Raw genomic sequence first — 26,156 nt, forward strand, 5'->3', positions numbered from 1 at the left:
CGCGGGTTTGCGCAGCGGATCGACGACCGCGACTGGACGGGTCTCGCGAGACTCCTGTCGCCGGACTTCCGGGCCGAGTACCGCCATGACGGCACGGTGTTCGGGCGCGATGACTGGGTCGCCCACAACGTCCCGTCCGGGTGCGCTTCGCGCTCGCGGACCTGGTCGTTGCGGGTGACCGCGCCGTCCTGCGGTCCCGGGTCTTCAACGACGACGTGGCCTTCTACGTCGCCTCGTTCCTGACCGTGACCGGAAACATGATCACCGAGCTCGTCGAGGTGTGGACCGACGACATCCCCATGCGCGAGGAGAACTCATGACTGACTCCACCAACCCCCGCCTCCCCATCCGTGCTGCCACCGGCACCGAGCTGAGCGCGAAGTCCTGGCAGACCGAGGCGCCGTTGCGGATGCTGATGAACAACCTCGACCCTGCCAACGCCGAGCGTCCCGAGGACCTCGTGGTGTACGGCGGCACGGGCAAGGCCGCCCGCAACTGGGAGGCGTACGACGCCCTCGTCCGCACCCTGCGCGACCTCGAGGACGACGAGACGATGCTCGTGCAGTCCGGCAAGCCCGTCGGTGTGATGCGCACCCACGAGTGGGCGCCGCGCGTGCTGATCGCCAACTCCAACCTCGTCGGCGACTGGGCCAACTGGGAGGAGTTCCGGCGCCTCGAGGACCTCGGGCTGACGATGTACGGCCAGATGACGGCCGGGTCGTGGATCTACATCGGCACCCAGGGGATCCTCCAGGGGACCTTCGAGACCTTCGCCGCGGTGGCCGACAAGTTCGCCGCGTCCGGCCGGGTCGAGGACGGCGACGGCACGCTCGCGGGCACCATCACCCTGACCGCGGGCCTGGGCGGCATGGGCGGCGCGCAGCCGCTGGCCGTCACCATGAACGACGGTGTCGCCATCTGCATCGAGTGCGACCAGTCGCGCATCGAGCGCCGGATCGAGCACCGGTTCCTCGACGTACGAGCCGACTCCCTCGAGCACGCCGTGGAGCTCGCGGTCGAGGCCAGGGACGCACGCAAGCCGCTGTCCATCGGGGTGCTCGGCAACGCCGCGGAGATGGTGCCGGCGCTGCTCGAGCAGGGTGCGCCGATCGACATCGTCACCGACCAGACCTCCGCCCACGACCCGCTGTTCTACCTCCCGGTCGGGGTGCCCTTCGAGGAGTGGAAGGCTCAGCGCGAGGCCGACCCGGTCGGGTTCACCACGGCGGCGCAGGACTCGATGGCGGTGCACGTGCGGGCCATGGTCGGCTTCATGGACGCCGGCGCCGAGGTCTTCGACTACGGCAACTCCATCCGCGACGAGGCCCGCAAGGGCGGCTTCGACCGCGCCTTCGACTTCCCCGGCTTCGTGCCGGCCTACATCCGCCCGCTCTTCTGCGAGGGCAAGGGCCCGTTCCGCTGGGCCGCGCTCTCCGGCGACCCCGCGGACATCGCGGCCACCGACCGGGCGATCCTCGAGCTCTTCCCCGACAACCAGCGCCTGCACAAGTGGATCACCATGGCCGGCGAGCGGGTCGCCTTCCAGGGCCTGCCCGCCCGGATCTGCTGGCTGGGGTACGGCGAACGCCACCTCGCCGGGCTGAAGTTCAACGAGATGGTGGCGAGCGGCGAGCTCAAGGCACCCATCGTCATCGGTCGCGACCACCTCGACTGCGGGTCCGTGGCGTCGCCGTACCGCGAGACCGAAGCCATGCTCGACGGCTCGGACGCGATCGCCGACTGGGCGCTGCTCAACGCGCTGGTGAACACCGCGTCGGGCGCCACCTGGGTCTCGATCCACCACGGTGGCGGCGTCGGTATGGGCCGGTCGATCCACGCCGGCCAGGTCTGCGTCGCCGACGGCACCGCGCTGGCCGCCGAGAAGATCGAGCGCGTCCTCGCCAACGACCCGGGCATGGGCGTGATCCGGCACGTCGACGCCGGCTACGACCGTGCCAGCGAGGTGGCCGCCGAGCGCGACGTCCGCATCCCGATGTCCGAGGGCTGAAGGCACGGTCCGCCTGCGGGAGGCTCGTCGGTCTGCGAGGATCGCGCCATGGGAGACAACAACAACGTCGACAAGACCCGCGTTCGGCTGAGTGGGGTGAGTTCCCGGGCGTGGGAGCACCCCACTGATCGAGGTGCGCTGGTCGCGCTTCGCAAGCTCAGGGGCTTCGACACGATCCTCAAGACGCTCTCGGGCCTGATCAACGAGCGTCAGTGGCGTCTTCTGCTGCTCGGGTCGGCGGTCCGGGTCGACGAGCGGCAGTTTCCGGTGCTCCACCGCCTCCTTGCCGACGTCGGCACCACCCTGGACGCCGCCGACCTGCCCGAGCTCTACGTCCGCGCCAGTCCGGCCTTCACCGCCGAGGCCGTCGGGATGAACAAGCCGGTCATCATCCTCAGCTCCGGCCTGATCGACCTCCTCGACGAGGAGGAGCTCCGCTTCGTGATCGGCCACGAGCTGGGGCACGCGCTGAGCGGGCACGCCGTCTACCGCACCCTGTTGCTGCGCCTGGTCGGCATGACCGGCATCTTCAACGCGATGCCCGGCGGGGCGCTCGGACTGCGGGCGATCGTCGCCGCGCTGATGGAGTGGTCGCGCAAATCCGAGCTGTCGGCCGACCGGGCCGGGCTGCTGGCGACGCAGGACCCGGCGGTCGCCACCCGGGTCCACATGAAGCTCGCGAGCGGGGGTCACATCGAGGACCTCGACATCACCTCGTTCTTCGCCCAGGCGGCGGAGTACGAAGAGACCGAGGACCTGCGTGACTCGGTGCTCAAGTTGTTCCTCGTCGAGGGGAAGGCACTCCCCTTCAACGTGGTGCGCGCCAGCGAGCTGCGCCGCTGGACCGAGTCGGGCGAGTACACCGCCATCTTGAACGGGACCTACCCCCGCCGCGAGGACGACGCCACCGCCAAGGTGACCGACGCCGCCCAGGACGCGGCGCGCAGCTACAGCGAGTCCTTCGAGCGGACCCAGGACACCTTGGGCCGGCTCGTGCACGACGTGGCCGGCTTCATGGGCTCGGCGAAGCTCTGGCTGGACGAGAAGTTCGGGTCCCGCGGCACCGAGTGAGCCGGTACTCCTCCACCAGTGCAGAAATTGGTCGTGGCCCGGTCCCCGCGAGGGGACCGGGCCACGACTGCGTCGTGCGGGCCCTAGAAGACCCGGCGGCTCGAGCCGCCGATCGGCACGAAGTTCAGGATCAGGCCGACGACGATGAGGATCGCCCCGATCGTGACGAGAATGGACTGGGGCAGAATGAGCCCCAGAATGAGAAGAATCAGGCCAAGAACGACCATGGTGTTTGCCTCCTAGTTCGCCTCACGTTGAGGCGCAGGCTCACCTTTCCAACATCCGGACACACCCCCCACACCCGCAGGGGTATTTTTGCTCCTCTGCCCCCCGATATCCATGGGCGAAACGGCTGCGGTGCGGCCGTTGTGGGAGCCGTTTCGCCCATGGATATACCCGGCTGACGACCGCTCAGCCTCAGGGTTCGAGCGCCGTGATCGCCTCGTGGATCGACAACGTGCGCTTCGCCGACTCGACGTGGAGGCTCTCCACCATGCGGTTGTTGTAGGTGACGACCCCGGTGGTGCGGTTGTCCCAGGCCTCGAGGACACCGCGCGCGTCGGCGACGGCCTGCTCGCTGGGAGCGAAGGCCCTGTTGGCGCCCTCGACCTGGCCCGGGTGGATCAGCGTCTTGCCGTCGAAGCCCATCTGGCGGCCCTGCTCGCACTCGGCCAGGAAGCCCTCGACGTCCTTCACGTCGTTGTAGACCCCGTCGATGATCACGATGCCCGCAGCCCGGGCCGCCAGGAGTGCGAGTCCGAGCCCGGTGATCACGGGTCGGCGACCGGGGACGTGCTCGGCGTAGAGCTCCTTGACCAGGTCGTTGGTCCCCATCACGAAGCCGGTCAGCCGCGGGGAGGCCTGCGCGATCGACAGCGCGTTGAGCATCCCGACGGGGGTCTCGACCATGGCCCACAGGCTGGTCCGCTCCGGTGCGCCGGCCGCTTCGAGCGCGGCGACGAGGCGGTGGACCTCCTCGGCGGAGTTGACCTTGGGAACGAGGACGACGTCGGGACCCGCAGCGGCCGCTGCGACGATGTCGTCGTCGTGCCACTCGGTGCCGATGGAGTTCACCCGGATGATGAGCTCGCGTGCGCCGTACGCCCCGGACTGCACGGCTGCGACGGCAGCGCCGCGCGCCTCCACCTTCGCGTCGGGGGCGACCGCGTCCTCGAGGTCGAAGATGATGCCGTCGACGGGGAGGGTCTTGGCCTTCTCCAGCGCCTTGGCGTTGGAGCTCGGCATGTAGAGAACCGAGCGGCGGGGCCGGAAGGTTGTGTCGATCCGGTCGTTGGCGTCGGTCATGCGGTCACCTCGATCGCGTCGTACTGCGCCTTCAACTGCGGGTCGACGGCGGCGAGCTGTTCCGCCAGCTCCACCATCACCAGGCACTGCTTGAGCGAGGCGTCGTCCTCCATCTTGCCGTCGAGCATCACCGCCCCGGTGCCGTCACCCATGGCGGCGACGACGCGGCGGGCGTGCTTGATGTCCTCGACGCTGGGCGCGAAGACCCGGTTGGCGATCTCGATCTGCTTCGGGTGCAGGCTCCACGTCCCGACGCAGCCGAGCAGGAAGGCGTTGCGGAACTGGTCCTCGCAGGCGACGACGTCGGCGATGTCACCGAACGGCCCGTAGTAGGGGTAGATCCCGTGCATGGCGCACGCGTCGACCATGCGGGCGATCGTGTAGTGCCACAGGTCCTGCTGGTAGGTCGATCGGTGGGCGTCCGGCTGCTCGGCGACGGGATCGGCACGCACGAGGTAGCCCGGGTGACCGCCACCGACGCGGGTGGTCTTCATCCGGCGGTCGGCCGCGAGGTCCGCGGGCCCGAGCGAGAGGCCCTGCATGCGTGGCGAGGCACCGCAGATCTCCTCGACGGACGCCACGCCGCGGGCGGTCTCGAGGATGGCGTGGACGAGGATCGGACGGTCGAGCCCGGCCTTGGCCTCGAGCTGGGCGAGGATCCGGTCGATGTAGTGGATGTCCTCGGAGCCCTGCACCTTCGGGACCATGATCACGTCGAGCTTGTCGCCGATCTCGCCGACCAGCGTCGTCAGGTCGTCGAGCACCCAGGGGCTGTCCAGCGAGTTGATCCGGGTCCACAGCTGGGTCGGCCCGAAGTCATTCTCCTTCGCGATGCGGACCAGCCCGGAGCGCGCCGCGTCCTTGTTGTCGGCCTTGACGGCGTCCTCGAGGTTGCCGAGGAGCACGTCCACCGTGCCGACCATCTGGGGGACCTTGGCGGCCATCTTCTCGTTAGACGGATCGAAGAAGTGGATAGCGCGGCTGGGGCGGGCGGGAATCTCGGTGACGGGCTGGGGAGCCCCGACGGCGAGCGGGCGGAAGAAGTCCTTGCTTGAGCGCATGGGCGGAACCTACCGAAAGACCCACCAGTGTCTGTATGACGTGGTTCACGGCGGACGCAGCCTCAGCGACGTCGGCCGAAGAGCCTGCGGCTCGACCCGGAGCTCGACGCCTTGTCCTCGAGGGCGCGCTGGGCCTCTCGCAGCGCCTCTCGCTGGGCCTCGAGCCGAGCCTCGCGGCGACTGCGCCACGACTCGACCTCGGCGTCGACGTCGCGCACGGGAGTGATCACGGGCGGTCCGCCCTGGAGCTGCATCCTGGCGCGGCGGACCCGGGTGTTGAACTCGTCGACCTCGCGGCGTACCTCCTTCTCGGTCAGCAGCCGGTCGAGCAGCTCGTCGAGTTCGGCGTCCTCCTTGCGCAGCGCCAACGCCGGCGGCAGGACGCTCAGCTGCTCGCGCTCCACCAGCTTCTTGACCCACCAGTCCGGGTCGTGCGCTGACCCGAGGTCCTCGATCGGCTTGCCCGCCCCCGGCAGGTCGTCGAAGTCGCCGCGCTCCATGGCGACGCGGAGCTGCTGCTCGACCCACTGCGACTGGAACTCGACCCGCGCGGCCGCGGCTGACCGACCGGTGCGCTCGTCCCGTTCGGCCTCGTGGTGAGTGGTGTCGCGATCCCCCGGCGCCTCGTCGTGCATGGCCGCTCCCTCCCTGGATGTACCCAGAATAAATCGGCGCTCAAGCACCCGTCGCCGTACGCTCGGCGCCATGTCCTTCGTGCTCTCCGTCAACGTCGGGTCTGCCGAGCCCCGACCAGGCAGGGCAGGACCTACCGGCTTCGGCAAGGTGCCGGTGGACCACATCGACGTCGCCGACCCCGGGCCCAAGCGGCGGGGGCCGGGCGGCCAGGGCTTCTCGGGCGTCGCCGGTGACTTCATCGGCAGCGGCCGGCACCACGGTGGCTCCGATCAAGCCGTCTACGCCGTCGCCCGCGAGGAGCTCGACCACTGGGGCCGCGAGATCGGTCGCGACCTCCCCGCGGGTGCCTTCGGGGAGAACATCACCACGACCGGCCTGGACGTCGACGCGTCCGAGTACGGCGACGTGTGGACCGTCGGCGACACGGCCCTGCGCGTCAGCGCCCCCCGCATCCCGTGCGCCACCTTCGCCCAGCGCATGGGCCAGCGCGCATGGGTCAGGAGGTTCACCGAGCGCGGCCGCGGCGGGACCTACCTCGCTGTGGTGCAGCCCGGTGTGATCCGCCCGGGCGACGAGATCACGGTGCAGCCGTCAGGGTCGGGCCTGCTGATCGTGAGCCTGCTCCGGGCCTGGATGGGCGACCTCGACGAGATGCGGGCTGCGCTGGCCCATGACGACCTCGACGGCGAGAGCCGTGACTACTTCAACCGCGCGCTGGCCAAGCGCGCTTGAGTCGAGTGATGCGCTGCTCCGTGGATGGAGCCGCCGCATCACTCGACTCGGCGGAGGATCAGTTCAGGATCCGCAGGTTCTTCGGCACGCCGCCACCCCGCTGCACTTCTTCGACGAGCTCCTGCAGAGCGGTGAGGGCGACGTTCTGCGACAGCGGCCCGAAGGAGACGCGAGCGACGCCGAGCTCCTGCTGGCGGGCGAGTGACGGGGTGCCCGGGATGGCGATGGTCGACAACCGCTGGGGACCGAAGGCGTCGACCAGGGTGACGATCTCGTCCTCGGTCAGGATGGCCGGCACGAAGACGACGGGTGCGCCGGCGTCGAGGTAGGCCTTCCCGCGCTCGAGTGCCGCGGCCATCACCTCGACGCGGTCACGGTCACGACCGAGGTGGAAGGCGTCGGTGCGGGCGTTGAGCACGAAGTCGGGGACGCCCTCAGCGGCGGCGGCGGCCATGATCGCCTCGACCTGCGCGGCGGCCTCGGCCACCGGCTTCATCTGGTCCTCGATGTTGGCGCCGACAACGCCGACGGCGATCGCGCGCCGGATGGTGTCCGGCGCGTCGCCATACCCGCCCTCGAGGTCGGCGGTGACCGGGAGATCGGTGGCCTCCACGATGCGGCGGCACATGTCGATCATCTCGGCGACCGGGATGTTCTCGCCGTCGGGGTAGCCGAGCGTGGCGGCGATCGAGTGGCTGGCCGTGGCCAGGGCCTTGGTGCCGTCGGTCTCGGTGACGACCTCGGCGCTGATCGCGTCCCAGACGTTGACGACGGTGAGGATCTCGGGGGCTCGGTGGAGGGCGAGCAGGTCAGTGGCGCGCGAGGAGGCAGTCATGCCATGCCCAAGGCGCGGGCGGGCCCATCTGTTCCTGGCCTTCGTCAGTGGTCGCTGAAGGCAGTCTTCGGTATGGCGACGAGCGCGAGCGCGGCGAGCAGTGCCGCGACGGAGCAGACCGCCCAGACGGTGAGGTAGCCGCTGAGCGGGGCGGCGCCCTCGGTGGGGTCGCCCAACGATCCGGTGGACGCCAGCGCGATCGCGAAGATCGACGACGCGATGGCGCCGCCGACCGTCTTCGTGGCGTTGGTCATCCCGGTCGCGAAGCCAGTCCGGTCGGCCGGCGCGGCAGCCGCGGCCGCAGCCGGCAGCGCGGCCACGAGGGCACCCGAACCGATGCCCGCGACCCCCATGTTGATCAGCGCCTGGGTGGTCGTGTCGTGGAAGGGGATCCACAGCGCGTAGCCGATCGCGATGAGCACGGAGCTGGCGATGAGCGCCCCCCGCGGGGTCAGCAGGCGGGAGGTGAGGGGCAGGGTGAAGGCGCCGATGGCGAGGCAGACGACGTAGACCCCGATGAGGGTGGAGACGAACCCGGCGTCGGCACCGAGACCGTAGCCGGCGACATCGGGATCGGTTCGCGCGAACGTGGACAGCGGGATCTGCGCGCCGAGCACGGACATGCCGAAGAGGAACGCTGTGAGCTGCACGGGCCACTGGGCTCGCGTGGCCATCAGGTCGACGTCGATCAGTGGTTCGGCGATCCGGCGCTCGGCCTGGACGAAGGGGACCACCAGCACCAGCGACGCGATGATCAACAGCCACGGCAGGAACGAGCCGGGGCCGTCGAGGCGGATCGCTATCAGCCCGGCCATCAGCAGCCCGAGGACGGCAGTGATCCACGCGAAGCCGACCCAGTCGATCCCGCCGGTCGCGCGGCCTGGCACGTCCTCGATGCCGAACCAGATCACCACGAAGCAGATGCTCACGACGATCGCCGGCAGCATGAGCAGGACGGTCATCGAGGTGGACTCGACCAGGGCCCCGGACGTCAGGGCGCCGATGATGACCGACAGCTCCAGTGCGCCGACGAGGATCGCAGCGGAGCGACGGGTGAGGAGGGCCTGGCGGCCCGTGTTCGTCGTACGCCGATAGATGATCGCGACCTCGAGCGGCAACCACACGACGTAGGCGCCCTGGATCGCCCAGCCGATCAGGAACGTGGTGAAGGATGGGGCGAAGGCCAGGATCCACGACCCGATCGCCGTGACCGCGGTCGAGATGAGCAGCACGTTGCGGTGGCCGATGAGGTCCCCGAGGCGGGCGAGCAGGGGGACGCACAGCGCGCTGACGATGAGCTGCGCGGCCTCGATCCAGTTGACGTCGGCGTCCTGGATCCCGAGGTGGTCGGCGATGTCGGTGAAGATCGGCGTGTAGTAGCCCTGGAGGATCCCGCTGGCGATCTCGACGCAGACCAGGAAGCCGACGATGCGGACGAGGTGCGGTGCCACGGTGTTGCGCCGGTCTCCGGCGGTGAGTGAGTCGGTCATCTCGGGAGCCTCTCGATCAGTGTGCGATACCAGGTGACCCCCTCGATGAGGTCGGTGATCCCGAGGTGTTCGTCGTAGGAGTGGATGGCCTGCCGCTGGGCCTTGGTCATCCGGAATGGGGCGAATCGGTAGACCCGCTCGCTGATCCTGGTGAAGTGGCGCGAGTCGGTGGCGGCCATCATGACGTAAGGCGTGGGGACGGCGTCGGGGAAGACCTGGACGATGCAGTCCTCCAACAGCTCGAAGGCCTCGTCCATCGGCGAGACCGGTGACGGCTCACCCTCGTCGACCAGCTCGATCCGGATGTCGTCGTCCTTGATCGCCTTGCGCAGGTGGGCCAGCACACCGGCAACCGTGTCGCCGACCATGATCCTGATGTTGAGGCCCGCTCGTGCGCTGCTGGCGATGACGTTGAGCGCCGGGCTGCCGCTCAGGGTCGTCACCGCGACCGTGGTGCGGGTCATCGCGGCCGCCTCGGGTCCCGCTGCGACCAGGGCCCGGGTGACCAGCGGCGTGATGCGGTCCGACCGTGCGGCGATCGACCGCACCGGTCGGGGAAGGTGCGGGGCGAGGCGACGCAGCAGCTCGAGGGTCGGGGCCGGCGCGGTCGCCGGGAAGGGGCTCTTCTCGACCCGCAGCACGGCCTTGGCGATGCGGACGGTCGGGCCGTTCCTGGCCGGCGTCGAGGCGTGACCGCCGCGGCCCTCGGCGATGAGCTCCACGCTGGTGGTGCCCTTCTCGGTGATCCCGATGACGCCGAGCGGCGGCTCCACACCTGGGAAGGCCTGGTGCGCGATCGCCCCGCCCTCGTCGAGGACGAACCACGGGGTGACGCCGCGGCCGAGAAGCTCGGCCACGGCCTCGACCGCTGCCGTACCGCTCACCTCCTCGTCGCAGCCGAACGACAGCCAGACGTCCTGGGCGGGGGTGAAGCCGTCCTCCAGCAGGAGCTCCACGGCCTCGCAGATCGCGACCACGCAGCCCTTGTCGTCCAGGGTGCCCCGGCCCCAGATCGCAGCGCCCGTCGGGGAGTCATGGATCTCGCCGTCGAAGGGCGGGTGCTGCCACGGCGCGGACTCGTCGACCGGCACCACATCGAGGTGGGCCATCAGGACGACGGGCCGGTCGTCGCTGCTCCCGGGCCACCGGAAGAGCAGGCCGTGGGTGCCGACCCGGGTGAGCTCCAGCTGATCGTGGAGTCGCGGGAACTGGTCAGCCAGCTCGACGAGCTGCCGGTCGAAGGCCGCTGTGTCGACCAGGGCGGGGTCGCGGTCGGACACGGTCGGGATGCGGACCAGTGCCTGCAGCTTGGCGACCACGCGGTCGGTGGGAGCTCCCATCCCCGCAACCTAGTGGTGTGGGAGGCGTTTGCCACCGGACCACCCCGCCGCTGGGACCTGAGTCTCGAGAAGACTCAGGTCGAATAACGGCCCCGGTGGACGGCGTCGGCCCGGCGCTCGCGCCGAGCAGGAGAGCCCGGCGACCCGGGGTCGTCGAGGCGGTGCCCGACGGTGACGGCCCCGATCGGCGTGAGGTGCGGCGGTACGCCGAAGGCGGCCCGGAAGCCCTCGACGTGCTCGAGCGGGATCCCGAAGAAGCACGCACCGAGGCCCTCGTCGACCGCCGTCTGGAGGATGAGAAGCGCGGCCATCCCGGTGTCCACGAACCAGTAGGGCACCGCCCACTCGGCGTCCTCGGCTCGTGCCTTGTCGGGCTCGGTGTAGCGCCGGCGGTAGGCGCTCTCGTCGGCCAGCGGCACGATGACGACCGGCGCGGTGCGCATGCCGTCCAGCCACTCGTTGTGTGAGGCGGGGTCAGCCCCCGTGGCCGTCCAGAAGAGCGCCACGTCGTCGGCCTCGCTGAGGGCGAGGAACTCCGAGCCCTGGCTGAAGCCCGCGCTGGGCCCGCGGGTGGCGTTGCGGAGGAGTCGGTCGAGCGCCTCGGGGTCGACCGGCCGGTCGGCGTACCGACGAACCATGCGACGTCGGCGTACGACATCTTGGAACTCCACGGCAACACTGTGGCACGCTCCGCCCATGGGGCTCATGAGCGGCTTGGTGGAAGTGGATCAGTCAGGGCACGCCGAGCGCGCCTGGGTGATCGAGGCGATCCGCAAGCTCAAGGCCGACCAGACGAGGTCCGCCGACACGCATCTGCACGCCGTGCCCGTCCCGGGGCTGCCGGACGTCGACCTCTATCTCAAGGACGAGTCGACGCACCCGACCGGCTCGCTCAAGCACCGGCTCGGGCGATCGCTGTTCCTCTACGGCCTGTGCAGCGGTCTCATCTCCGAGGGCACCCACGTCGTGGAGGCGTCGTCGGGCTCAACGGCGGTGAGTGAGGCGTTCTTCGCGCGGCTGCTCGGACTGCCCTTCACCGCGGTCATGGCCACCACGACCTCGCCGACCAAGATCGCGCTGATCGAGCGCGAGGGCGGGCGGTGCGTGCTGGTCGAGGATCCGGCGTCGGTCTACGACGTCGCGCGCGACCTTGCTGAGCAGGCCCGTGGGCACTACCTCGACCAGTTCACGTATGCGGAGCGGGCGACCGACTGGCGGGGCAACAACAACATCGCCGAGTCGATCTTCGAGCAGCTGGCGATGGAGCGGTTCCCCACTCCCGAGTGGGTCGTGGTCGGAGCCGGGACCGGCGGCACGTCGGCCACGCTGGGGCGTTACGTGCGCTGGCGGGGGCTGACGACGAGGCTGTGCGTGGTCGACCCGGAGAACTCGGCGTTCCTCGCTGCCTTCCGCGACCCCGGGTGCGGGGAGACGACCTGCGGGTCGCGGATCGAGGGGATCGGACGCCCCCGGGCCGAACCGTCCTTCCTGCCTGACGTCGTCGACCGGCTCGTGCGCGTCCCCGACGCTGCGTCCGTGGCGGCCGCCCACTTCCTGAGGTCTCGGACCGGCGCCCTCGCGGGACCCTCCACGGGCACCGCGATCTACGCCGCGACCAAGCTGGGCTGCGACATGCGGGTCGCCGGTCAGTCCGGCTCGATCGTGACCCTCCTCTGCGACGACGGGGTGCGCTACCTCGACACCTACTTCTCCGACGACTGGGTGGCCGAGCAGGGGTGGGACCTCGGGCCCTACCTCGCCGTGCTCTCCCACGCCTGGGACCACGGAGTGTGGATGGGCTGATCGTCTCGGATCCGAGACGGTGTGCCGACCGCTGTCGTTGACCCGACCACCAGGAACGGATGGACTCAGCCCATGACCTTCGAGGCGATGTGGCGAGACCTGGTCCCGGTGGGTCGGTCCGCGACCTCGGGTGGCTACCGGCGATCGCCGTGGACGTCGCTGGAGGCCGAGCTACGGGCGTGGTTCGCCGAGGCAGCGCTGGCTCGCGGCCTGGAGGTCGAGACCGACGCGATCGGCAACCAGGTGGCGTGGTGGCGACCGACAACTCCCACGGAGCTCCCGGCGGTCCTGACCGGGTCGCACCTCGACTCCGTCCACGACGGGGGCGCCTTCGACGGCCCGCTGGGGGTCGTCTCGGCGCTGGCGGCCGTCGACGTCCTGCGTGATCGGGGCTTCGAGCCGACCCGGGGGATCGGTGTCTCGGTCTTCACCGAGGAGGAGGGGTCGCGCTTCGGCCTGGCCTGCCTGGGCTCGCGTCTCGTCACCGGTGCCACGACCTGGGAGGCCGTACGTCGACGTCAGGACCGCGACGGCATCTACCTCGACGACGCGGTGTCAGCAGCCGGCCTCGATCCGACGGGCGACCTCATGTCGCTGTCCGACGTCGGGTGCTTCGTGGAGCTGCACGTCGAGCAGGGACGCGACTTGGTCGACCGCGACGTCGCGGTGGGGGTCGCCAGCGAGATCTGGCCGCACGGGCGCTACCGCTTCGACTTCACCGGCGAGGCCAACCACGCGGGGACGACTCGCATGGAGGACCGCCGCGACCCGATGCTCACCTACGCGATGACGGCGCTGGCCGCCAACAAGCAGGCGCGGCTGTGCGACCAGCGCGCGACCTTCGGGCGGCTCGAGGTCACCCCCAACGGCACCAACGCCGTCCCCTCGCACGTCACGGCCTGGCTGGACGCCCGCTGCTCGGATGACGCGTCCCTGGCCGACCTCGTCGAGACGATCACGCGACAGAGCCACGACCGGGCGTCACGCGACGGCACCGCGCTCACGGTCACGGCCGAGTCGGTCTCGTCGTCGGTCACCTTCGACCCCGACCTCGCCCGCTCGCTCGCGGCCCTCGGTGACTGGCCCGTCATCGCGACGCAGGCCGGGCACGACGCCGGCATCCTGTCGGCGGCCGGCATCGCGACGGCGATGCTCTTCGTGCGCAACCCCACCGGCGTCTCGCACTCGCCGGACGAGCACGCCGAGACGGTCGACTGCCTGGTCGGGGTCGAGGCGCTCGCCGACACCCTCACGATGCTGGCGTCGTGACGAGCTACCTCCTCGAGCGTGCGCTGCTGGCCGGCGCAGCGCACGACAATGTCCTGGTCGACGTCGTCGACGGACGCTTCGCCTCGGTCGAGGTCGGTGTCCTGGCCAGCGCGGCCGAGCGCGTGCCCGGGCTGACGCTCCCCGGGCTGGCGAACACCCACAGCCACGCCTTCCACCGCGCGCTCCGCGGCCGGACACAACGCGGGCGCGGGACCTTCTGGACCTGGCGCGAGCAGATGTACGCCGTCGCCGAGCGACTCGACCCCGACACCTACCTCGCCCTGGCCACTGCGACGTTCCGCGAGATGGTCGCGGCGGGCATCACCAGCGTCGGCGAGTTCCACTACCTCCACCATCAGCCCGATGGCCGGCCCTACGACGACCCCAACGCCATGGGCATCGCCCTCCTCGAGGCCGCCAGCGTGGCCGGACTCCGGATCACGCTGCTCGACACGGTCTACCTCTCCAGCGGGTTCGGTGCGCCGCCCGAGGGGGCGCAGCGGCGGTACGACGACGGGTCGGTGCAGGACTGGATCGAGCGCATCGCCGCCCTGCCCAGCACGGAGTCCGCCCTGGTCTCCGGAGCACTCCACTCGGTCCGGGCGCTTCCCGAGGCCCCCGCCGCCGCCCTCGATCCGCTGGCCGAGTGGGCACATGGCCGGCCGCTTCACGTGCACCTGTCCGAACAGGTCGCGGAGAACGACGGGTGCCTTGCGGCGTACGGCGCAAGCCCGACCCGGCTCCTTGCCGACCACGGCGTCCTGGGACCCCTCACGTCGGCCGTGCACGCGACCCACCTGAGCGACGACGACATCTCGCTGCTCGGGGAGGCCCGTGCCTTCGTGTCCTTCTGCCCGACCACCGAGCGCGACCTCGGCGACGGCGTCGGCCCGAGCCGACGGCTGGCGGAGGCCGGGGCGCGGCTCACCCTCGGCTCCGACAGCCACGCGGTGGTCGACCTCTTCGAGGAGATGCGGGCCGTCGAGCTCGACGAACGGCTGGTCACGCAGCAACGGGGGCACTGGCAGGCCGCGGAGCTGGTCCGGGCAGCGACGGTCTCGGGCCACGCCAGCCTCGGCTGGCACGACGCCGGCGAGATCGCCGTCGGTCGTCGGGCCGACCTGGTGACCATCGACACCGTCAGCACCCGCACCGCGGGCACCGGGGCGGACGAGCACACCGCGGTCTTCGCTGCGGTGGCCGAGGACGTGACCCGGACGATGGTCGACGGCCGGATCGTCTTCCGGCAAGGTGAGCGCGAGGAGATCGGCCGCGCGCTCGCGCAGGCGATCGGGAAGGTCCACACGTGAGCGTCCTGGTCACCGGCATCGGCGAGCTCGCCACCAACGACGTGACCGTCGACGGCGGACGCCCGCGCACCGACGACCACCGCGACCCGACCGGGTTGCTCGGGCTCGTCGACGACGCAGCCCTGGTGATCGAGGGCGGGGTCATCGCCTGGGTCGGTGCGGCTGGCGACGCGCCGGCTGCCGACACGGCCTATGACGCCGGCGGCCGCGCTGTGATCCCAGGCTACGTGGACAGCCACAGCCACCTCGTCTTCTCCGGCGATCGCGCGCAGGAGTTCGCGGCCCGGATGACGGGGGAGCCCTATTCAGCCGGTGGCATCCGCACGACCGTGGCCGCCACCCGCGCGGCCACCGACGAACAGCTCATGTCGCACGTCGCCAGGCTCGTCGCCGAGATGCGGGCCCAAGGGACCACGTCGCTCGAGATCAAGAGCGGCTACGGCTTGACCGTCCACGACGAGGCCCGCTCGCTCGCGGTCGCGCGGCAGTTCACCGAGGACACCACCTTCCTCGGCGCGCACGTGGTGCCCGACGACACCGACCCGGACGACTACGTCGCCCTCGTCACCGGTCCGATGCTGACCGCGGGGGCTCCGCACGCCCGATGGATCGATGTCTTCTGCGAGGACGGGGCCTTCGACGTCGACCAGGCGCGAGCCATCCTGGCGGCCGGCGCGGAGCACGGCCTGCGAGGACGCCTCCACGCCAACCAGCTGACGTACGGCGGCGGCGTCAAGCTGGCCGCCGAGCTGGGGCTCGTCGCGGTCGACCACTGCACCTACCTCGCCGACGACGACGTGAGCGCGCTGGTCGAGTCGGGCACCATCGCCACGCTGCTGCCCGGCGTCGAGTTCTCGACCCGCCAGCCCTATCCAGACGCTCGCGCGCTCCTCGACGCGGGCGTCCGGGTCGCGCTCGCCAGCGACTGCAACCCCGGCTCCTGCTTCACGTCGTCGATGGCGCTGTGCATCGCGCTCGCCGTCCGCGAGATGGGCATGCGCCCGGCGGAGGCGTTGTACGCCGCCACGGCCATGGGCGCGCAGGCGCTGGACCGGGCGGACGTCGGGGTGATCGCCCCCGGCCGGCGCGCGGACCTCGTGGTGCTCGACGCGCCGTCGTACCTCCACCTCGCCTATCGCCCCGGTGTCCCGCTCGTGACCGGCGTCTGGCAGGGCGGGCGACCCGTTGCCCCGCTGTCCTGATCTGGGGATCTGAGGATCTGAGGTAGGGCACACCTCGGAATAGGGCACCCGCCCCATGTGGGGGCCTACCTCAGCAGCGCAATCTCGTCTCATCGGGCCGACCGGCTCGACCTGATGAGAAGGAGAGAACCATGTTCGCCACGGACAGTTTCCTGAGAGCCGAGGTCACCTACCGCGCGGCCCGCGTCCGCCGGGACTGGGCCAGCCACCGCCCCCCGGTGGTGCGTCGCCGCAAGAGAGACTCCGAGACCCCCACCCCCCGATGAGTAGGGCTGTCACCATTCGATGGGAGACGCTGTCCCCATGTCAATACGAGACGACACAATGTCGTCCGTGCCCACCGTCCGCAGCACCGACCTCGTCGGCCGCGATGCCGAACTGGGTGACCTGATCACCCGACTCGGCATCCGTGCGCCCGCGCGCGACACCGCCCAGAGCCACGCCGTGCTGCTGGCGGGCGACGCGGGCGTGGGCAAGACCAGGCTGCTCACCGAGCTCCGCGACGTCGCGGTCGACGACGGCTGGCGGGTGCTCGCCGGGCACTGTCTCGACCTGGCCGACGGGTCCCTGCCCTACCTGCCGTTCTCCGAGATCCTCGGTCGGGTCCTGACGGACCGGCCGGAGGTGGCTGCGAGCGTGATGGATCGCCATCCCACTCTCGCCCGCCTCCAGCCGGGCCGTCGACTGCGTGCCGTCGACGACCGCGACGAGGACCAGTCGCTCGACCAGGGGAACATCTTCACGGCCGTCCACGACCTGCTCGAGACCCTGGCCCGCAGCGGGCCACTGCTCGTGGTCGTCGAGGACACCCACTGGGCCGACCAGTCGACCCGCGACATGCTCAGCTTCCTGTTCTCGCGACGCTTCGCCGGCCCCGTCAGCCTCGTGGTGTCCTACCGGTCCGACGACCTGCACCGACGTCACCCGCTCCGACCGCAGGTGGCGGAGTGGGCGAGGTTGCGGGGCGTCGACCGGATCCAGGTCGAGCCACTGTCCGACATGGACGTGCGAGAGCTGATCCACACGATGCACGCCAAGTCCCCGGTCACCGAGGCGACCATCGCCGAGATCATCGACCGGGCCGACGGCAACGCCTTCTTCGTCGAGGAGCTCGTCGGCGCCACGTGGGCCACTGGCGGCCAGATCCCCGCCGAGCTCGCCGACGTGCTCCTGGTCCGCCTCGACGGACTGGACCCGCGCACCCTCGAGGTCGTCCGGGTCGCCAGCGTGGCCGGGCGCCAGGTGTCGCACGAGCTGCTGGCCGCGGTGACGGGGCTCGACTACACCGAGCTCGAGGGAGCGCTGCGCACGGCGGTCGAGTCCAACGTCCTCGTGCAGGCCCGCGGCTCGTCCTACGCGTTCCGGCACGCCCTGCTCGGCGAGGCTGTCTACGACGACCTGCTGCCGGGGGAGCGCGCGAGGCTCCACGCCGCCTTCATGACCGCACTCCAGGCCGGCCGCGTCGCCGGGACAGCAGCGGAGCTGGCCCTGCACGCACGGCGCGCCGGTGACCGGATCACCGCGGCCATGGCCAGCATCGAGGCCGGCAAGCAGGCATTCGCCGTCGGCGGCCCCCACGAGGCGGCGATGCAGTTCCTGGAGGCGCTGGAGCTGCTGGCCGCGGTGCCTGAGGTCCCCGCCGACATCGACGTGCCTGCCCTCGTGCGCAGGTGTGCCGAGGCGTTCGTGGCGTCCGGGCGGGTCTCCAAGGCGGTCAAGGTGCTCCGCAACCACCTCAGCACGATGTCCACCGACACGTCGCCGGTCGATCGCGGCCAGGTGCTGATCTCGATCGCGGCTGCGCTTCTGCTGACCGACACCACCGAGGACCCGGAGGTCCTCGCTGCAGAGGCTGTCGAGCTCCTCGCCGACGCGTCGCCCCGTCTGCTGGCGCGCGCCCTCGGTGTGCACGCCCAGTGCCTGGGTCGACGCAACGAAGAACGCGCCCGGGCCGTCGCAATGGAAGGCCTCGCGCTCGCCGAGCGACACAGCCTGACCGGGATCGCCGTCGAGATCTCGACCACCCTGATCAGCCTCGAGGACACCCCCGACCTCGACCGACTCCGCACCGCGTGGCTCGGAGCCGCCGAGCGCGCCCGCGCGGAGGGACACATCGAGCCCGAGCTGCGCGCCCGCTACTACCTCGGACGGTTCCAGCACGACCGGGGCGATTTCGCCTCCGCGATGGAGACCTATGACGAGGTGATCCGTCGCGGTGAGGAGGTCGGGCTGCGGTGGGCGCCCTTCCCGGCGGAGGCCCGGTGGATGAAGGCGATCGTGCTGGCCGACCTGGGTCGCCTCGACGAGTCCTACGCGACGCTCGACGTGTCCGGCCGCAATCCACCGGTGGTCTACGAGTGGCTCTACTTCGCCCATCAGCTCTACGTCAACGCGCTGCGCGGACGCTCGATCGCGAGCGTGCGAGACCACTGGCCGCGCGACGGACTGATCGCCATCGTCGCCGGCTCGGCCGAGCTCGTGCGCGCCGAGCAGGACGGCGACCCGGCGCGAGCAGTCGAGATCTACCACCATCTCGTCGCCACCGTCCGACCGTTGTGGCACGAGTGGTTCCAGGCTCGGCTCCGGTTGACCGTCATCGTCATCGGGATCCACGCGACGGCCGCCGCCCACCAGTCCGCCGGCGAGCGGGAGGCGTCCGCCGAGGTCGTACGCCGCATGCTGTCCGACGCCGAGCGCGTCATCGACTTCCACGCCGAGTACGAGGCGGCCCGTGGCCCCGAGCACCAGGCCTGGGGCGCGCGCCTGTCGGCGGAGGAGCTGCGCTGGCGTTGGCTCAGCCAGCTCGATCCGCCAGGTGCAGCCGAGCTCGTCGCAGCGTGGCGAGCCACCGAGGAGGCGTTCGTCTCCTATGGCGACGTCTACGAGACCGCGCGCGTGCGTGCGCGCCTGGCCGAGGTGCTGCGCGCGACCGGCGATGCGCCCGGCGCACGGGCGAGCGCTGACCAGGCGCGGGAGACCGCGCGTGAGCTCGGGGCCGCGCCCCTGCTGGCCGAGCTCACTGCCCTCGGGTCGTCGGCCCAGCAGACGCGGCCCGATGCTGACGGGGTGAGCCTCACGCCGCGAGAGGGCGAGATCCTGGCGCTGGTCGCGGAGGGTCGTACCAACGGCGAGATCGGCAAGCAGCTCTTCATCTCCACCAAGACCGTCTCGGTGCACGTGTCCAACGTCCTGGGCAAGCTCGACGCCGGTTCGCGCACCGAGGCGGCGGCGATCGCCCGCCGCCGCGGCCTGCTGCCGACCTGACCGGCACAATGTCTGCTCAATGACAGATGACGAGTTCCGCTGCTCGACCAGCAGCCGCGACGACGACGAGCCGCTGGCGGGCACGGCACCGACCGACAGCGCGATGCTGTTCCTCGAGCACGCCGGGGCCTGGGGCCGACAGGCGGTGGCGCAGAGCCGCCTGCCGCAGGCGGTGAAGGATCACCTCGCCGGGCTCCCCGGACTCCGCGTGCAGCTCATCCGCCGGCACGGGGGCGAGACCGGACCGGGCGTCCGCGTCTTCCATGCGGTTGCCTGCGAGGGCGGCTTCGTCGTCACCACGGCCGTGCTCGCGAGGGTCGATGACATCGTCGCCCTCGACCTCTCCAGTGACCTGGTGCCCCACGAGCTGGGCCTGTGGCTCGTGTGCACCAACGGCCGCCGCGACAGGTGCTGCGCGGAGATCGGACGGCCGATCACCGCCGCGCTTGCCGCCCGATGGCCCGAGGAGACCTGGGAGACCACCCACCTCGGCGGACACCGCTTCTCCGGCACCCTGCTTGCCCTGCCCAGCGGGCACACGCTCGGCCGACTGAGTCCGCACAACTGCGTCGAGGCGTGTCAGGAGATCGAGCGGGGCGGCGTGCCGGCCTCGCTCAGCCGCGGACGCGCGGGCCGGAGCGGCGCCGAGCAGGTGCGCGAGCTCCACGTCTTGGCGGGCGGGCATCCCGACGCCGAGATCGTCGAGGTGAGGGGACCGGAACGGCGCCAGAGCTGCGGTGACTTGGCCGTGAAGGGTACGAGCCGCTTCGAGGTGCGAAATCCCCAGGGCCCCTAGCATCAGGCCATGACGTCGCTGAAGCCCGACCAGATGGCGTCGAACGACGCGGACGCGCGGGCGCTCACGGCTCGGCGCTACGAGAAGATGCGCCCGATGGCGACCTCGAGGCGCCGGGTCGCCCGGGAGGGGCTGCCGCCGGGGCCCCGCTGGCCAGCCAGCCTCCAGAGCATCGCGCTGCTTCGCTTCCGTCACCAGTTCGTGCCCTGGGCGCACCGTCGCTATGGCGACGTCTTCACCGTGCGGGTCCTCCCGCAAGGCCGTCCGCTGGTCCTCTTCACCCGGCCCGAGCACGCGCGCGAGATCTTCGCGGGCGACCCGGAGGTCTTCCACGCGGGCAAGGGCAACGCGATCCTCGGCCCGATGATGGGCGAGCACTCCCTGCTGCTGCAGGATTCCGCGGAGCACAAGCGAGCCCGCAAGCTGCTGATGCCGGCCTTCAACGGTCACGCCCTGCGTGAGTACGCCGCACTGGTGACCGACGTCGCCTCCGCGGAGGCGGAGTCCTGGCTGCCCGACGAGTCATTCTCCGCGCTCGAGCGGATGAACCGCCTCACCCTCGAGGTGATCCTCCGCGTCGTCTTCGGTGTCAGCGACGAGGCCCGGCTCACCGAGATGAGGCCGCTGGTCAACAAGGTGGTCGACGTCAGCCCCGCGATCCTGTTCGGCCACGGCATCCCGCGGCTGCAGAAGTTCGGTCCGTGGAAGGCTGCGGTCGACAACAGCGTCGAGCTCGACCGGCTCATCTACGCGGAGATCCGGGAGCGCCGGGCTGCGGTCGACCTTGCCGAGCGTACGGACGTGCTCTCGCGTCTCATCCGGGTCGGTGGCGGGGGCCTCGATGGGCCTGACTCGGACGGGCTCACCGACGAGGAGCTGCGCGACCAGCTGGTCACCCTGCTTCTCGCGGGTCACGAGACCACCGCCACCGCACTCGCGTGGGCGCTCTACGAGCTGGGACGGTCACCGGCGCTGCTGGCTCGGGCGCAGTCCGCGGCGCTGCAGGGCGACGATGACCATCTCGAGGCCGTCTTGAAGGAGTCCATGCGCATCCATCCGGTGATCCCCATGGTGGTGCGGACGCTGATGAGGCCTGCCACGGTCGGCGGTCATCACCTGCCGGCGGGAGCCACGGTCGGTCCCTCGATCATCATCGCCCACGCCCGTGGCGACAACCACCCGTCGCCGGCCGAGTTTCGTCCGGACCGCTTCGAGGGCGGGCAGCCGGCCACGAACACGTGGATCCCCTTCGGGGGCGGGGTGCGCCGCTGCATCGGCGCCGGATTCTCGCTGATGGAGGGAGTGGTCGTGCTGCGCGAAGTGCTCTCCCAGTTCGCCGTTGAGTCACTGGGCGCCGACAGGCCCAAGGTCCGCAACATCACCAGCGTGCCGGGCAAGGGCGCCATGATCCGCGTCACTCGGCACTCGGGCACGGAGCAGAACGCGTTCCGGGCTGGCACGTAGTGCTGGGTGGACGTGCGAGACTTCGCCCGTGGACTTGCAGGAGCTCAGCGATCGTCAGGAAATCGGCGACCTCATCACGAGCGTCACCCTCGCCATCGACACGATGTCCTTTGCCGACCTGAGGCTCCTCTTCACCAACGACGCCATCCTGGACTACTCCAGTGCCGGAGGCCCCACGGGCGACTGCGATGTCGTCGTGCCGTGGCTCGAGCGGACTCTGGGCGGGTTCGACCGCTTCCAGCACGTCATCGGACAGATCGCCATCTACCTGCTGGGAGACAACGCGCAGGTCACGGCCTACTACACCAGCCCCCGGGTGCGCCTCGACGCCGACGGGATCGAGAGGGTCCGGGAAGTGGGCGGCTACCACCACCACGACCTGATCCGGACAGGCGAGGGGTGGCGTTCGCGCACCATGGTCGACGACCGGGTGTGGAGCCGCAACAGCTGATGCGTTGGTCTCCCGGCGGCTCGTCCGGGACAATGGGAGCAACCGCCGATCACCTTGGAGAGTGCACGTGTCCGACACCCGAGACCGCCCAGTCCTGACCGGACTGATCGCGCTGGTCGCTGTGGCTGCGGTGGTCGGCATCGTCGGTGGTCTGGCTGCCCTGGTGGGCACCAAGGCGCTCGGTCTCGACGGTGGCGGCGGCAGGTCCGACAGCGAGGCATCGAGCGGCACCTCGCTCTACCTCCCCGAGCCGACGATCACCTCGGAGACCACCTCCCCGGAGGCGGGAGCCTCGCCCACCAGTGAGCCGGTGCAGACAAGCACCGCGCCGGCCACGACCATCACGCTGTCGGCGGGCCAGGAGACGGTCGCGGCGATGCAGGAGATCGACCTCAGCGGCACCTACCCGACCGGGGAGGGCGCGATCCTGCAGGTGCAACGGCTGGAGAACGGCAAGTGGACGGACTTCCCGGTCACCATGTCGGTGAACGGCCAGGACTTCGCGACCTACGTGCTCACCAGCCGGGTGGGGGAGAACCAGTTCCGGGTGATCGACACCGACAAGGGCGTCTTCTCCAACGAGGTCGTCGTCACCGTCGGCTGACGGTGTCGAGACGGCGAGTGAAGTAGCCGACCCAGACGGTTCCGAGTGCCGCTAGGCCGGCCATCACGACGCAGGCGGCGGCCAGCGGTGCCACGGCCGCCACCACGCTGACGAGCACACCCCCACCGGACCCACCGATGTCACCACACAGCCGCCAACCGCCGAGATATTGGGCGCGCCCTTCGCGCGGCGCCGTGTCGGCGCCCATGGTCATCACGATGCCGGAACCCAGCCCGTTGCCCACCGCCATCAGCATCATCACGCCCGCGACGGTGAGCGCATCGGTGGCGAGGGGCAGCAGCGCGCAGCCGAGCGCTGTGGTCGCCACGACGGGTACGGCGACGACGAACCGGCCGTGGTTGTCCATCAGCCAGCCCCCCGGGAAGAAGAAGGCGATGTCCACTGCGGCGGCCGTGGCGAAGATCAGCGACGTGGTACTGGGCGACAGCCCGACCTGCTCGGCCCACAGGGGCAGCAGCACGATGCGGAGAGACCGGGAGGCGGCAATGATCACCACGGCGACCCCGAGCGTCAGCAGGGTCCTGCGGTGCGCCTTGAGCACCGAGACGACAGAGGCGTGCGGCGTGCTGCCACGGTGCTCGGAGCCGTAGTCGGCCATGGAGCGTGCCATCAGGGCCGAGACGAGCGCCGTCGCGGCAGCGAGCCAGAACACCCACGTCAGCTCGCCGAGGTGGATGAGGCCTGCCCCGATCAACGGCCCGATCAGCACGCCGATGCGCATCGACCCCCCGAGCCCCGACATGGCCCGGGCGCGGAAGGCGAAAGGGACCACGTCGATGAGGTAGCCCTGGCGCGCCATCAGGAAGATGGTCCACGTCATCCCGCTGAACATCACCGCCAGACCCAGGGCGAGCACCGAGTCGGTGAGGGCGGCGGCAGCCATGGCGACCGCGTCCAGTGACCCCACCGTGGTGAGTGCACGGCGCTCCCCGATCCTGGCAACAAGGGCCCCGGCCGGCAGCGAGGCCAACAGGCTGCCGATGCCCAGCAGCGCCACGACGAAGGCGGCCGTGGACACGTCGGCCCCCAGCTCGCGGGCCCGCAGGGCGAGGACCGGGAGCACGGCACCGTGTCCGATCGCGTTGACCACGGAGGGTCCGTAGGCGGGAAGGGCGATGTCGCGGAAGCGGAAGGGCGCTCTCGGTGCGTCCTCCGCGACTGGTCCACTCACCTCGTCATTGTCGCCGGATGCTCCGGGCGCTCTTCAACCGGTGCCGAGACGGGGCGCGCTCCGCGTTGACCGAGAACGACCGCGCCGAGGACGAGCAGCACACCGAGCGCCTGCACGGAGCCGAACACCTCGTGGGCGAACGCGACGCCCAGCGTCGTACCCACCACCGGGTTGAGGAGTCCGATGAGGGAGACGGCGCCTGCGGGCATGGCGCGCAGTCCCGTGAACCAGCAGACGAAGGCCAATCCGGTCCCGACGACCGCGATCCACGTGTAGCCGAGCACAGCGGTCAGGTCGACGGCCGGTGGTGCGCCTTCCACGATGAGCGCGGCGGGGAGGAGCACGACCCCGCCGACGACAAGCTGCCACGAGACGAGCGTGATCATGTCCACCGGTGGGGTCCAGCGCTTGATCAGCACGAAGCCGACCGCGCTGACGAGCACCGAGGCCACCGCGCCCGCCAGACCCACCGCGGTGACGCCGTCCGGGCTCCGCAGCACCAGCAGGGTGACGCCTCCGAGGCCGATGATCGCGGCCAGGACGCGGGTGCCGCCCGGACGCTCACCGATGAGGAGCCACGCAACCCCCATCACCGCCAGTGGGGACGTTGCCTGGACGGTGGAGGCGAGGCCGCCCGGGAGGTAGTAGGCGGAGACGAAGATGAGGGGGAAGAACAGCGCGATGTTGACCAGGCCGAGCACCACTGCCTTCCACCACCAGCTGCCGCTCGGGAGCTGGCGGCGCCAGGCGAGCAGGACGAGGCCGACCGGAAGCGCGCGGACGACCGCCGAGAAGAGCGGCCGGTCCGGGGGCAGGAACATCTCGGTGACGATGTAGGTCGTACCCCAGGCCGCAGGCGCGACGGCTGTCAGGAGGACCATCCCGAAGCGGTGGGTCAGAATCGTTTCCACGGAAGAGACAATATCTTCGCTGGAAGATATGTTCCATCGCATGAGCGAGGGCCTTGACCACGTCGGCCGGATCCAGCAGCAGTGGTCCCGCGAGCGCCCGGACCTCGACACCAGGGCCATGGGTGTCATCGGGAGGCTGCACCGCCTTGCCAATGCCCTGCATGCGGAGCTGCGCCCGGTCTTCGAAGCCGCCGGGCTGAGCGACGGGGACTTTGACGTGCTCGCGGCGTTGCGGCGATCAGGTCAGCCCTTCGCGCTCACGCCGGGCCAGCTCGCCGAGAGCACCATGATCACGTCGGGCACGGTGACCAAGCGCGTCGACCGTCTCGCAGCATCAGGACTCGTCACGCGGGAGAGGGTCGAGCATGACGGGCGCGTACGCCGCATCGCGCTCACCTCCGAAGGTCTCGTCCTTGTCGAGGAGGTGGTGGAGCGGCACGTCGCGAACGAGGATCGGTTGCTCGAGGGCTTCTCCGACATCGAGCGCGCTCGTCTCGCCAGGCTGCTGACACAGTGGACGACCTCGCTCGGGATCTAGGTCGCGGCGGGACTCGCTCGATGCAGGGGAGCGGGCCATCTGGGGCGGACGTCTTGGGGAGCACCTGTGGATGACTCGAACATACGTTCCCATTCGTCCGTAGAGTTTCGGTATGTCCACCGTCCGCGACCAGCACCAGCACCCGCTGGTGGACGCCGTCGCGGCATCTGCGGCGAGCTCGACAAGGCGGTTACGTTCAACCCAACCTTCGTGCCCCACGCCCGACACCCGCCCGGGTCAACGGCGCGATCAGGGTCATCCCGTCGCCGAACCTGCCGAGGTCCAGGTCCAGGAGTGCGATGCGGGCCTCGGAACGTAGGGCGGCAGACTGCAGGGTGGACATCGACCCGCCGACCTCGGGCAGTGCCAGGCGGCGTACGTCGTGGCCCTCGTACTGCGAGGTGAAGCCCGCGGGTCCGCCAAGGGCCTCGCCCCAGTAGGCAGCGAGCCTCACGGTGTGGTGAGGATCGAATCCGTGGCTGAAGGCGCGGCTGACGACCGCGTCATCCATCACGCGCCCGTGCCGCGCCTCGGCCAGCCTCTCCAGGCCCTGCTGTCCGCCAGCTGCGTCGTACAGGCTCTCCGCCAGGTGAGTGTGACATCCGGGCGAGGCGTAGACGCAAGGACATGGGTCGGAAATCGCCGCTGCCCCACGCCGGGGGAGCGTGGGGCAGCGGCGAGCGATGTCCGCGCGTCTTCGTGTCAGCTGACGCTGACGGCGGTGTCGTCGACGACGAAGCTGGTCTTGAGCGAGGAGTCCTCGTTCATGAGCAGCTTCACGGTCACGGCCTTGCCCTTGTGGGCGAGCAGGCTGTGGGTGTACTGGGTGTACGTCGAGTTGGTGCCGACGTTGCTGAAGGTGCGCAGCGTCGTG

At 70.5% G+C, this 26,156-nt stretch carries 26 protein-coding genes; 15 read left to right on the plus strand and 11 right to left on the minus strand.

Features of this window, described 5'->3' with window-relative positions; translation table 11 throughout:
- Window positions 1-140: 140 nt before the first annotated feature.
- From JWN68_RS08815 to JWN68_RS08825, 3 genes are read left to right on the plus strand one after another with little or no spacing between them, the layout of a single operon-like run.
- On the plus strand, window positions 141-320 hold the full coding sequence (locus tag JWN68_RS08815) for a hypothetical protein (RefSeq protein WP_297737697.1): 180 nt from the start codon (window positions 141-143) through the stop codon (window positions 318-320).
- Complete coding sequence (gene hutU, locus JWN68_RS08820) at window positions 317-2,008, plus strand: urocanate hydratase (protein ID WP_297737700.1); 1,692 nt, start codon at window positions 317-319, stop codon at window positions 2,006-2,008. Before JWN68_RS08815 ends, hutU begins: the two co-directional genes overlap by 4 nt.
- Before the next feature lie 48 nt (window positions 2,009-2,056).
- Window positions 2,057-3,079 (plus strand): M48 family metallopeptidase, encoded by a 1,023-nt coding sequence (locus JWN68_RS08825; RefSeq protein ID WP_297737702.1) that lies wholly within the window; start codon window positions 2,057-2,059, stop codon window positions 3,077-3,079.
- An 83-nt stretch (window positions 3,080-3,162) separates the two neighbouring features.
- Here JWN68_RS08825 and JWN68_RS08830 read toward each other — a convergent pair whose 3' ends face one another.
- From JWN68_RS08830 to JWN68_RS08845, 4 genes are all read right to left on the minus strand, one after another.
- Window positions 3,163-3,306, minus strand: a complete 144-nt coding sequence (locus tag JWN68_RS08830; RefSeq protein WP_297737705.1) for a hypothetical protein — start codon at window positions 3,304-3,306, stop codon at window positions 3,163-3,165.
- A gap of 190 nt (window positions 3,307-3,496) precedes the next feature.
- Complete coding sequence (locus JWN68_RS08835) at window positions 3,497-4,384, minus strand: CoA ester lyase (protein WP_297737708.1); 888 nt, start codon at window positions 4,382-4,384, stop codon at window positions 3,497-3,499.
- Window positions 4,381-5,445: a CoA ester lyase gene (locus JWN68_RS08840; protein ID WP_297737711.1), complete on the minus strand. Its 1,065-nt coding sequence runs from the start codon at window positions 5,443-5,445 to the stop codon at window positions 4,381-4,383. Before JWN68_RS08840 ends, JWN68_RS08835 begins: the two co-directional genes overlap by 4 nt.
- 62 nt (window positions 5,446-5,507) lie before the next feature.
- On the minus strand, window positions 5,508-6,080 hold the full coding sequence (locus JWN68_RS08845) for a DUF1992 domain-containing protein (protein ID WP_297737714.1): 573 nt from the start codon (window positions 6,078-6,080) through the stop codon (window positions 5,508-5,510).
- A gap of 70 nt (window positions 6,081-6,150) precedes the next feature.
- Between JWN68_RS08845 and JWN68_RS08850 the strand changes: the two genes are divergently transcribed.
- Window positions 6,151-6,813 carry an MOSC domain-containing protein gene (locus tag JWN68_RS08850; RefSeq protein WP_297737717.1) on the plus strand — a complete coding sequence of 221 codons (663 nt, stop codon included), beginning with the start codon at window positions 6,151-6,153 and terminating at the stop codon, window positions 6,811-6,813.
- A 58-nt stretch (window positions 6,814-6,871) separates the two neighbouring features.
- Here the strand turns inward: JWN68_RS08850 and JWN68_RS08855 are convergent, their stop codons facing one another.
- The 4 genes from JWN68_RS08855 to JWN68_RS08870 form a co-directional block, all read right to left on the minus strand.
- Window positions 6,872-7,648, minus strand: a complete 777-nt coding sequence (locus JWN68_RS08855; protein WP_297737720.1) for an isocitrate lyase/phosphoenolpyruvate mutase family protein — start codon at window positions 7,646-7,648, stop codon at window positions 6,872-6,874.
- A 44-nt stretch (window positions 7,649-7,692) separates the two neighbouring features.
- Window positions 7,693-9,138 carry an MFS transporter gene (locus JWN68_RS08860; RefSeq protein WP_297737722.1) on the minus strand — a complete coding sequence of 482 codons (1,446 nt, stop codon included), beginning with the start codon at window positions 9,136-9,138 and terminating at the stop codon, window positions 7,693-7,695.
- On the minus strand, window positions 9,135-10,478 hold the full coding sequence (locus JWN68_RS08865; protein ID WP_297737727.1) for a M20/M25/M40 family metallo-hydrolase: 1,344 nt from the start codon (window positions 10,476-10,478) through the stop codon (window positions 9,135-9,137). Before JWN68_RS08865 ends, JWN68_RS08860 begins: the two co-directional genes overlap by 4 nt.
- 74 nt (window positions 10,479-10,552) lie before the next feature.
- The gene (locus JWN68_RS08870; protein ID WP_297737730.1) at window positions 10,553-11,149 is read right to left on the minus strand and encodes a nitroreductase family protein; all 597 of its coding nucleotides are present in this window, start codon (window positions 11,147-11,149) and stop codon (window positions 10,553-10,555) included.
- Between the two features lie 25 nt (window positions 11,150-11,174).
- Between JWN68_RS08870 and JWN68_RS08875 the strand changes: the two genes are divergently transcribed.
- From JWN68_RS08875 to JWN68_RS08920, 10 genes are all read left to right on the plus strand, one after another.
- A complete protein-coding gene (locus tag JWN68_RS08875) occupies window positions 11,175-12,281 on the plus strand; it encodes a PLP-dependent cysteine synthase family protein (RefSeq protein ID WP_297737732.1) in 1,107 nt (368 codons plus the stop codon).
- Window positions 12,282-12,353: 72 nt separating this feature from the next.
- On the plus strand, window positions 12,354-13,550 hold the full coding sequence (locus JWN68_RS08880; protein ID WP_297737735.1) for an allantoate amidohydrolase: 1,197 nt from the start codon (window positions 12,354-12,356) through the stop codon (window positions 13,548-13,550).
- Complete coding sequence (locus JWN68_RS08885; protein WP_297737737.1) at window positions 13,547-14,860, plus strand: formimidoylglutamate deiminase; 1,314 nt, start codon at window positions 13,547-13,549, stop codon at window positions 14,858-14,860. The genes JWN68_RS08880 and JWN68_RS08885 overlap by 4 nt, the downstream gene beginning before the upstream one ends.
- The gene (gene hutI / locus JWN68_RS08890) at window positions 14,857-16,062 is read left to right on the plus strand and encodes an imidazolonepropionase (protein ID WP_297737740.1); all 1,206 of its coding nucleotides are present in this window, start codon (window positions 14,857-14,859) and stop codon (window positions 16,060-16,062) included. Before JWN68_RS08885 ends, hutI begins: the two co-directional genes overlap by 4 nt.
- Before the next feature lie 131 nt (window positions 16,063-16,193).
- Entirely contained in the window at window positions 16,194-16,328 is a 135-nt protein-coding gene (locus tag JWN68_RS08895; RefSeq protein ID WP_297737744.1) for a hypothetical protein, read from the plus strand.
- 67 nt (window positions 16,329-16,395) lie between these two features.
- Window positions 16,396-19,326 (plus strand): helix-turn-helix transcriptional regulator, encoded by a 2,931-nt coding sequence (locus tag JWN68_RS08900; protein ID WP_297737747.1) that lies wholly within the window; start codon window positions 16,396-16,398, stop codon window positions 19,324-19,326.
- A 19-nt stretch (window positions 19,327-19,345) separates the two neighbouring features.
- Window positions 19,346-20,122: a sucrase ferredoxin gene (locus tag JWN68_RS08905; protein ID WP_297737750.1), complete on the plus strand. Its 777-nt coding sequence runs from the start codon at window positions 19,346-19,348 to the stop codon at window positions 20,120-20,122.
- Window positions 20,123-20,131: 9 nt separating this feature from the next.
- The gene (locus tag JWN68_RS08910; protein ID WP_297737753.1) at window positions 20,132-21,586 is read left to right on the plus strand and encodes a cytochrome P450; all 1,455 of its coding nucleotides are present in this window, start codon (window positions 20,132-20,134) and stop codon (window positions 21,584-21,586) included.
- 28 nt (window positions 21,587-21,614) lie between these two features.
- A complete protein-coding gene (locus JWN68_RS08915; protein ID WP_297737756.1) occupies window positions 21,615-22,037 on the plus strand; it encodes a nuclear transport factor 2 family protein in 423 nt (140 codons plus the stop codon).
- A 67-nt stretch (window positions 22,038-22,104) separates the two neighbouring features.
- On the plus strand, window positions 22,105-22,641 hold the full coding sequence (locus JWN68_RS08920; protein ID WP_297737759.1) for a hypothetical protein: 537 nt from the start codon (window positions 22,105-22,107) through the stop codon (window positions 22,639-22,641).
- Here JWN68_RS08920 and JWN68_RS08925 read toward each other — a convergent pair.
- Window positions 22,628-23,833 (minus strand): MFS transporter, encoded by a 1,206-nt coding sequence (locus JWN68_RS08925; RefSeq protein WP_297737762.1) that lies wholly within the window; start codon window positions 23,831-23,833, stop codon window positions 22,628-22,630. The two genes, JWN68_RS08920 and JWN68_RS08925, sit on opposite strands and share 14 nt — an antisense overlap.
- Entirely contained in the window at window positions 23,830-24,744 is a 915-nt protein-coding gene (locus tag JWN68_RS08930) for an EamA family transporter (protein WP_297737765.1), read from the minus strand. The genes JWN68_RS08925 and JWN68_RS08930 overlap by 4 nt, the downstream gene beginning before the upstream one ends.
- A 40-nt stretch (window positions 24,745-24,784) precedes the next feature.
- Here JWN68_RS08930 and JWN68_RS08935 point away from each other — a divergent pair, with 40 nt between their 5' ends.
- Entirely contained in the window at window positions 24,785-25,282 is a 498-nt protein-coding gene (locus JWN68_RS08935) for a MarR family transcriptional regulator (RefSeq protein WP_297737767.1), read from the plus strand.
- 196 nt (window positions 25,283-25,478) lie between these two features.
- Here JWN68_RS08935 and JWN68_RS08940 read toward each other — a convergent pair whose 3' ends face one another.
- Window positions 25,479-25,988 (minus strand): hypothetical protein, encoded by a 510-nt coding sequence (locus JWN68_RS08940; RefSeq protein WP_366519777.1) that lies wholly within the window; start codon window positions 25,986-25,988, stop codon window positions 25,479-25,481.
- Window positions 25,989-26,156: the final 168 nt, after the last annotated feature.

The organism is Nocardioides sp. (assembly GCF_025964975.1).
In the GTDB taxonomy this organism is placed as follows: Bacteria; Actinomycetota; Actinomycetes; order Propionibacteriales; family Nocardioidaceae; genus Nocardioides.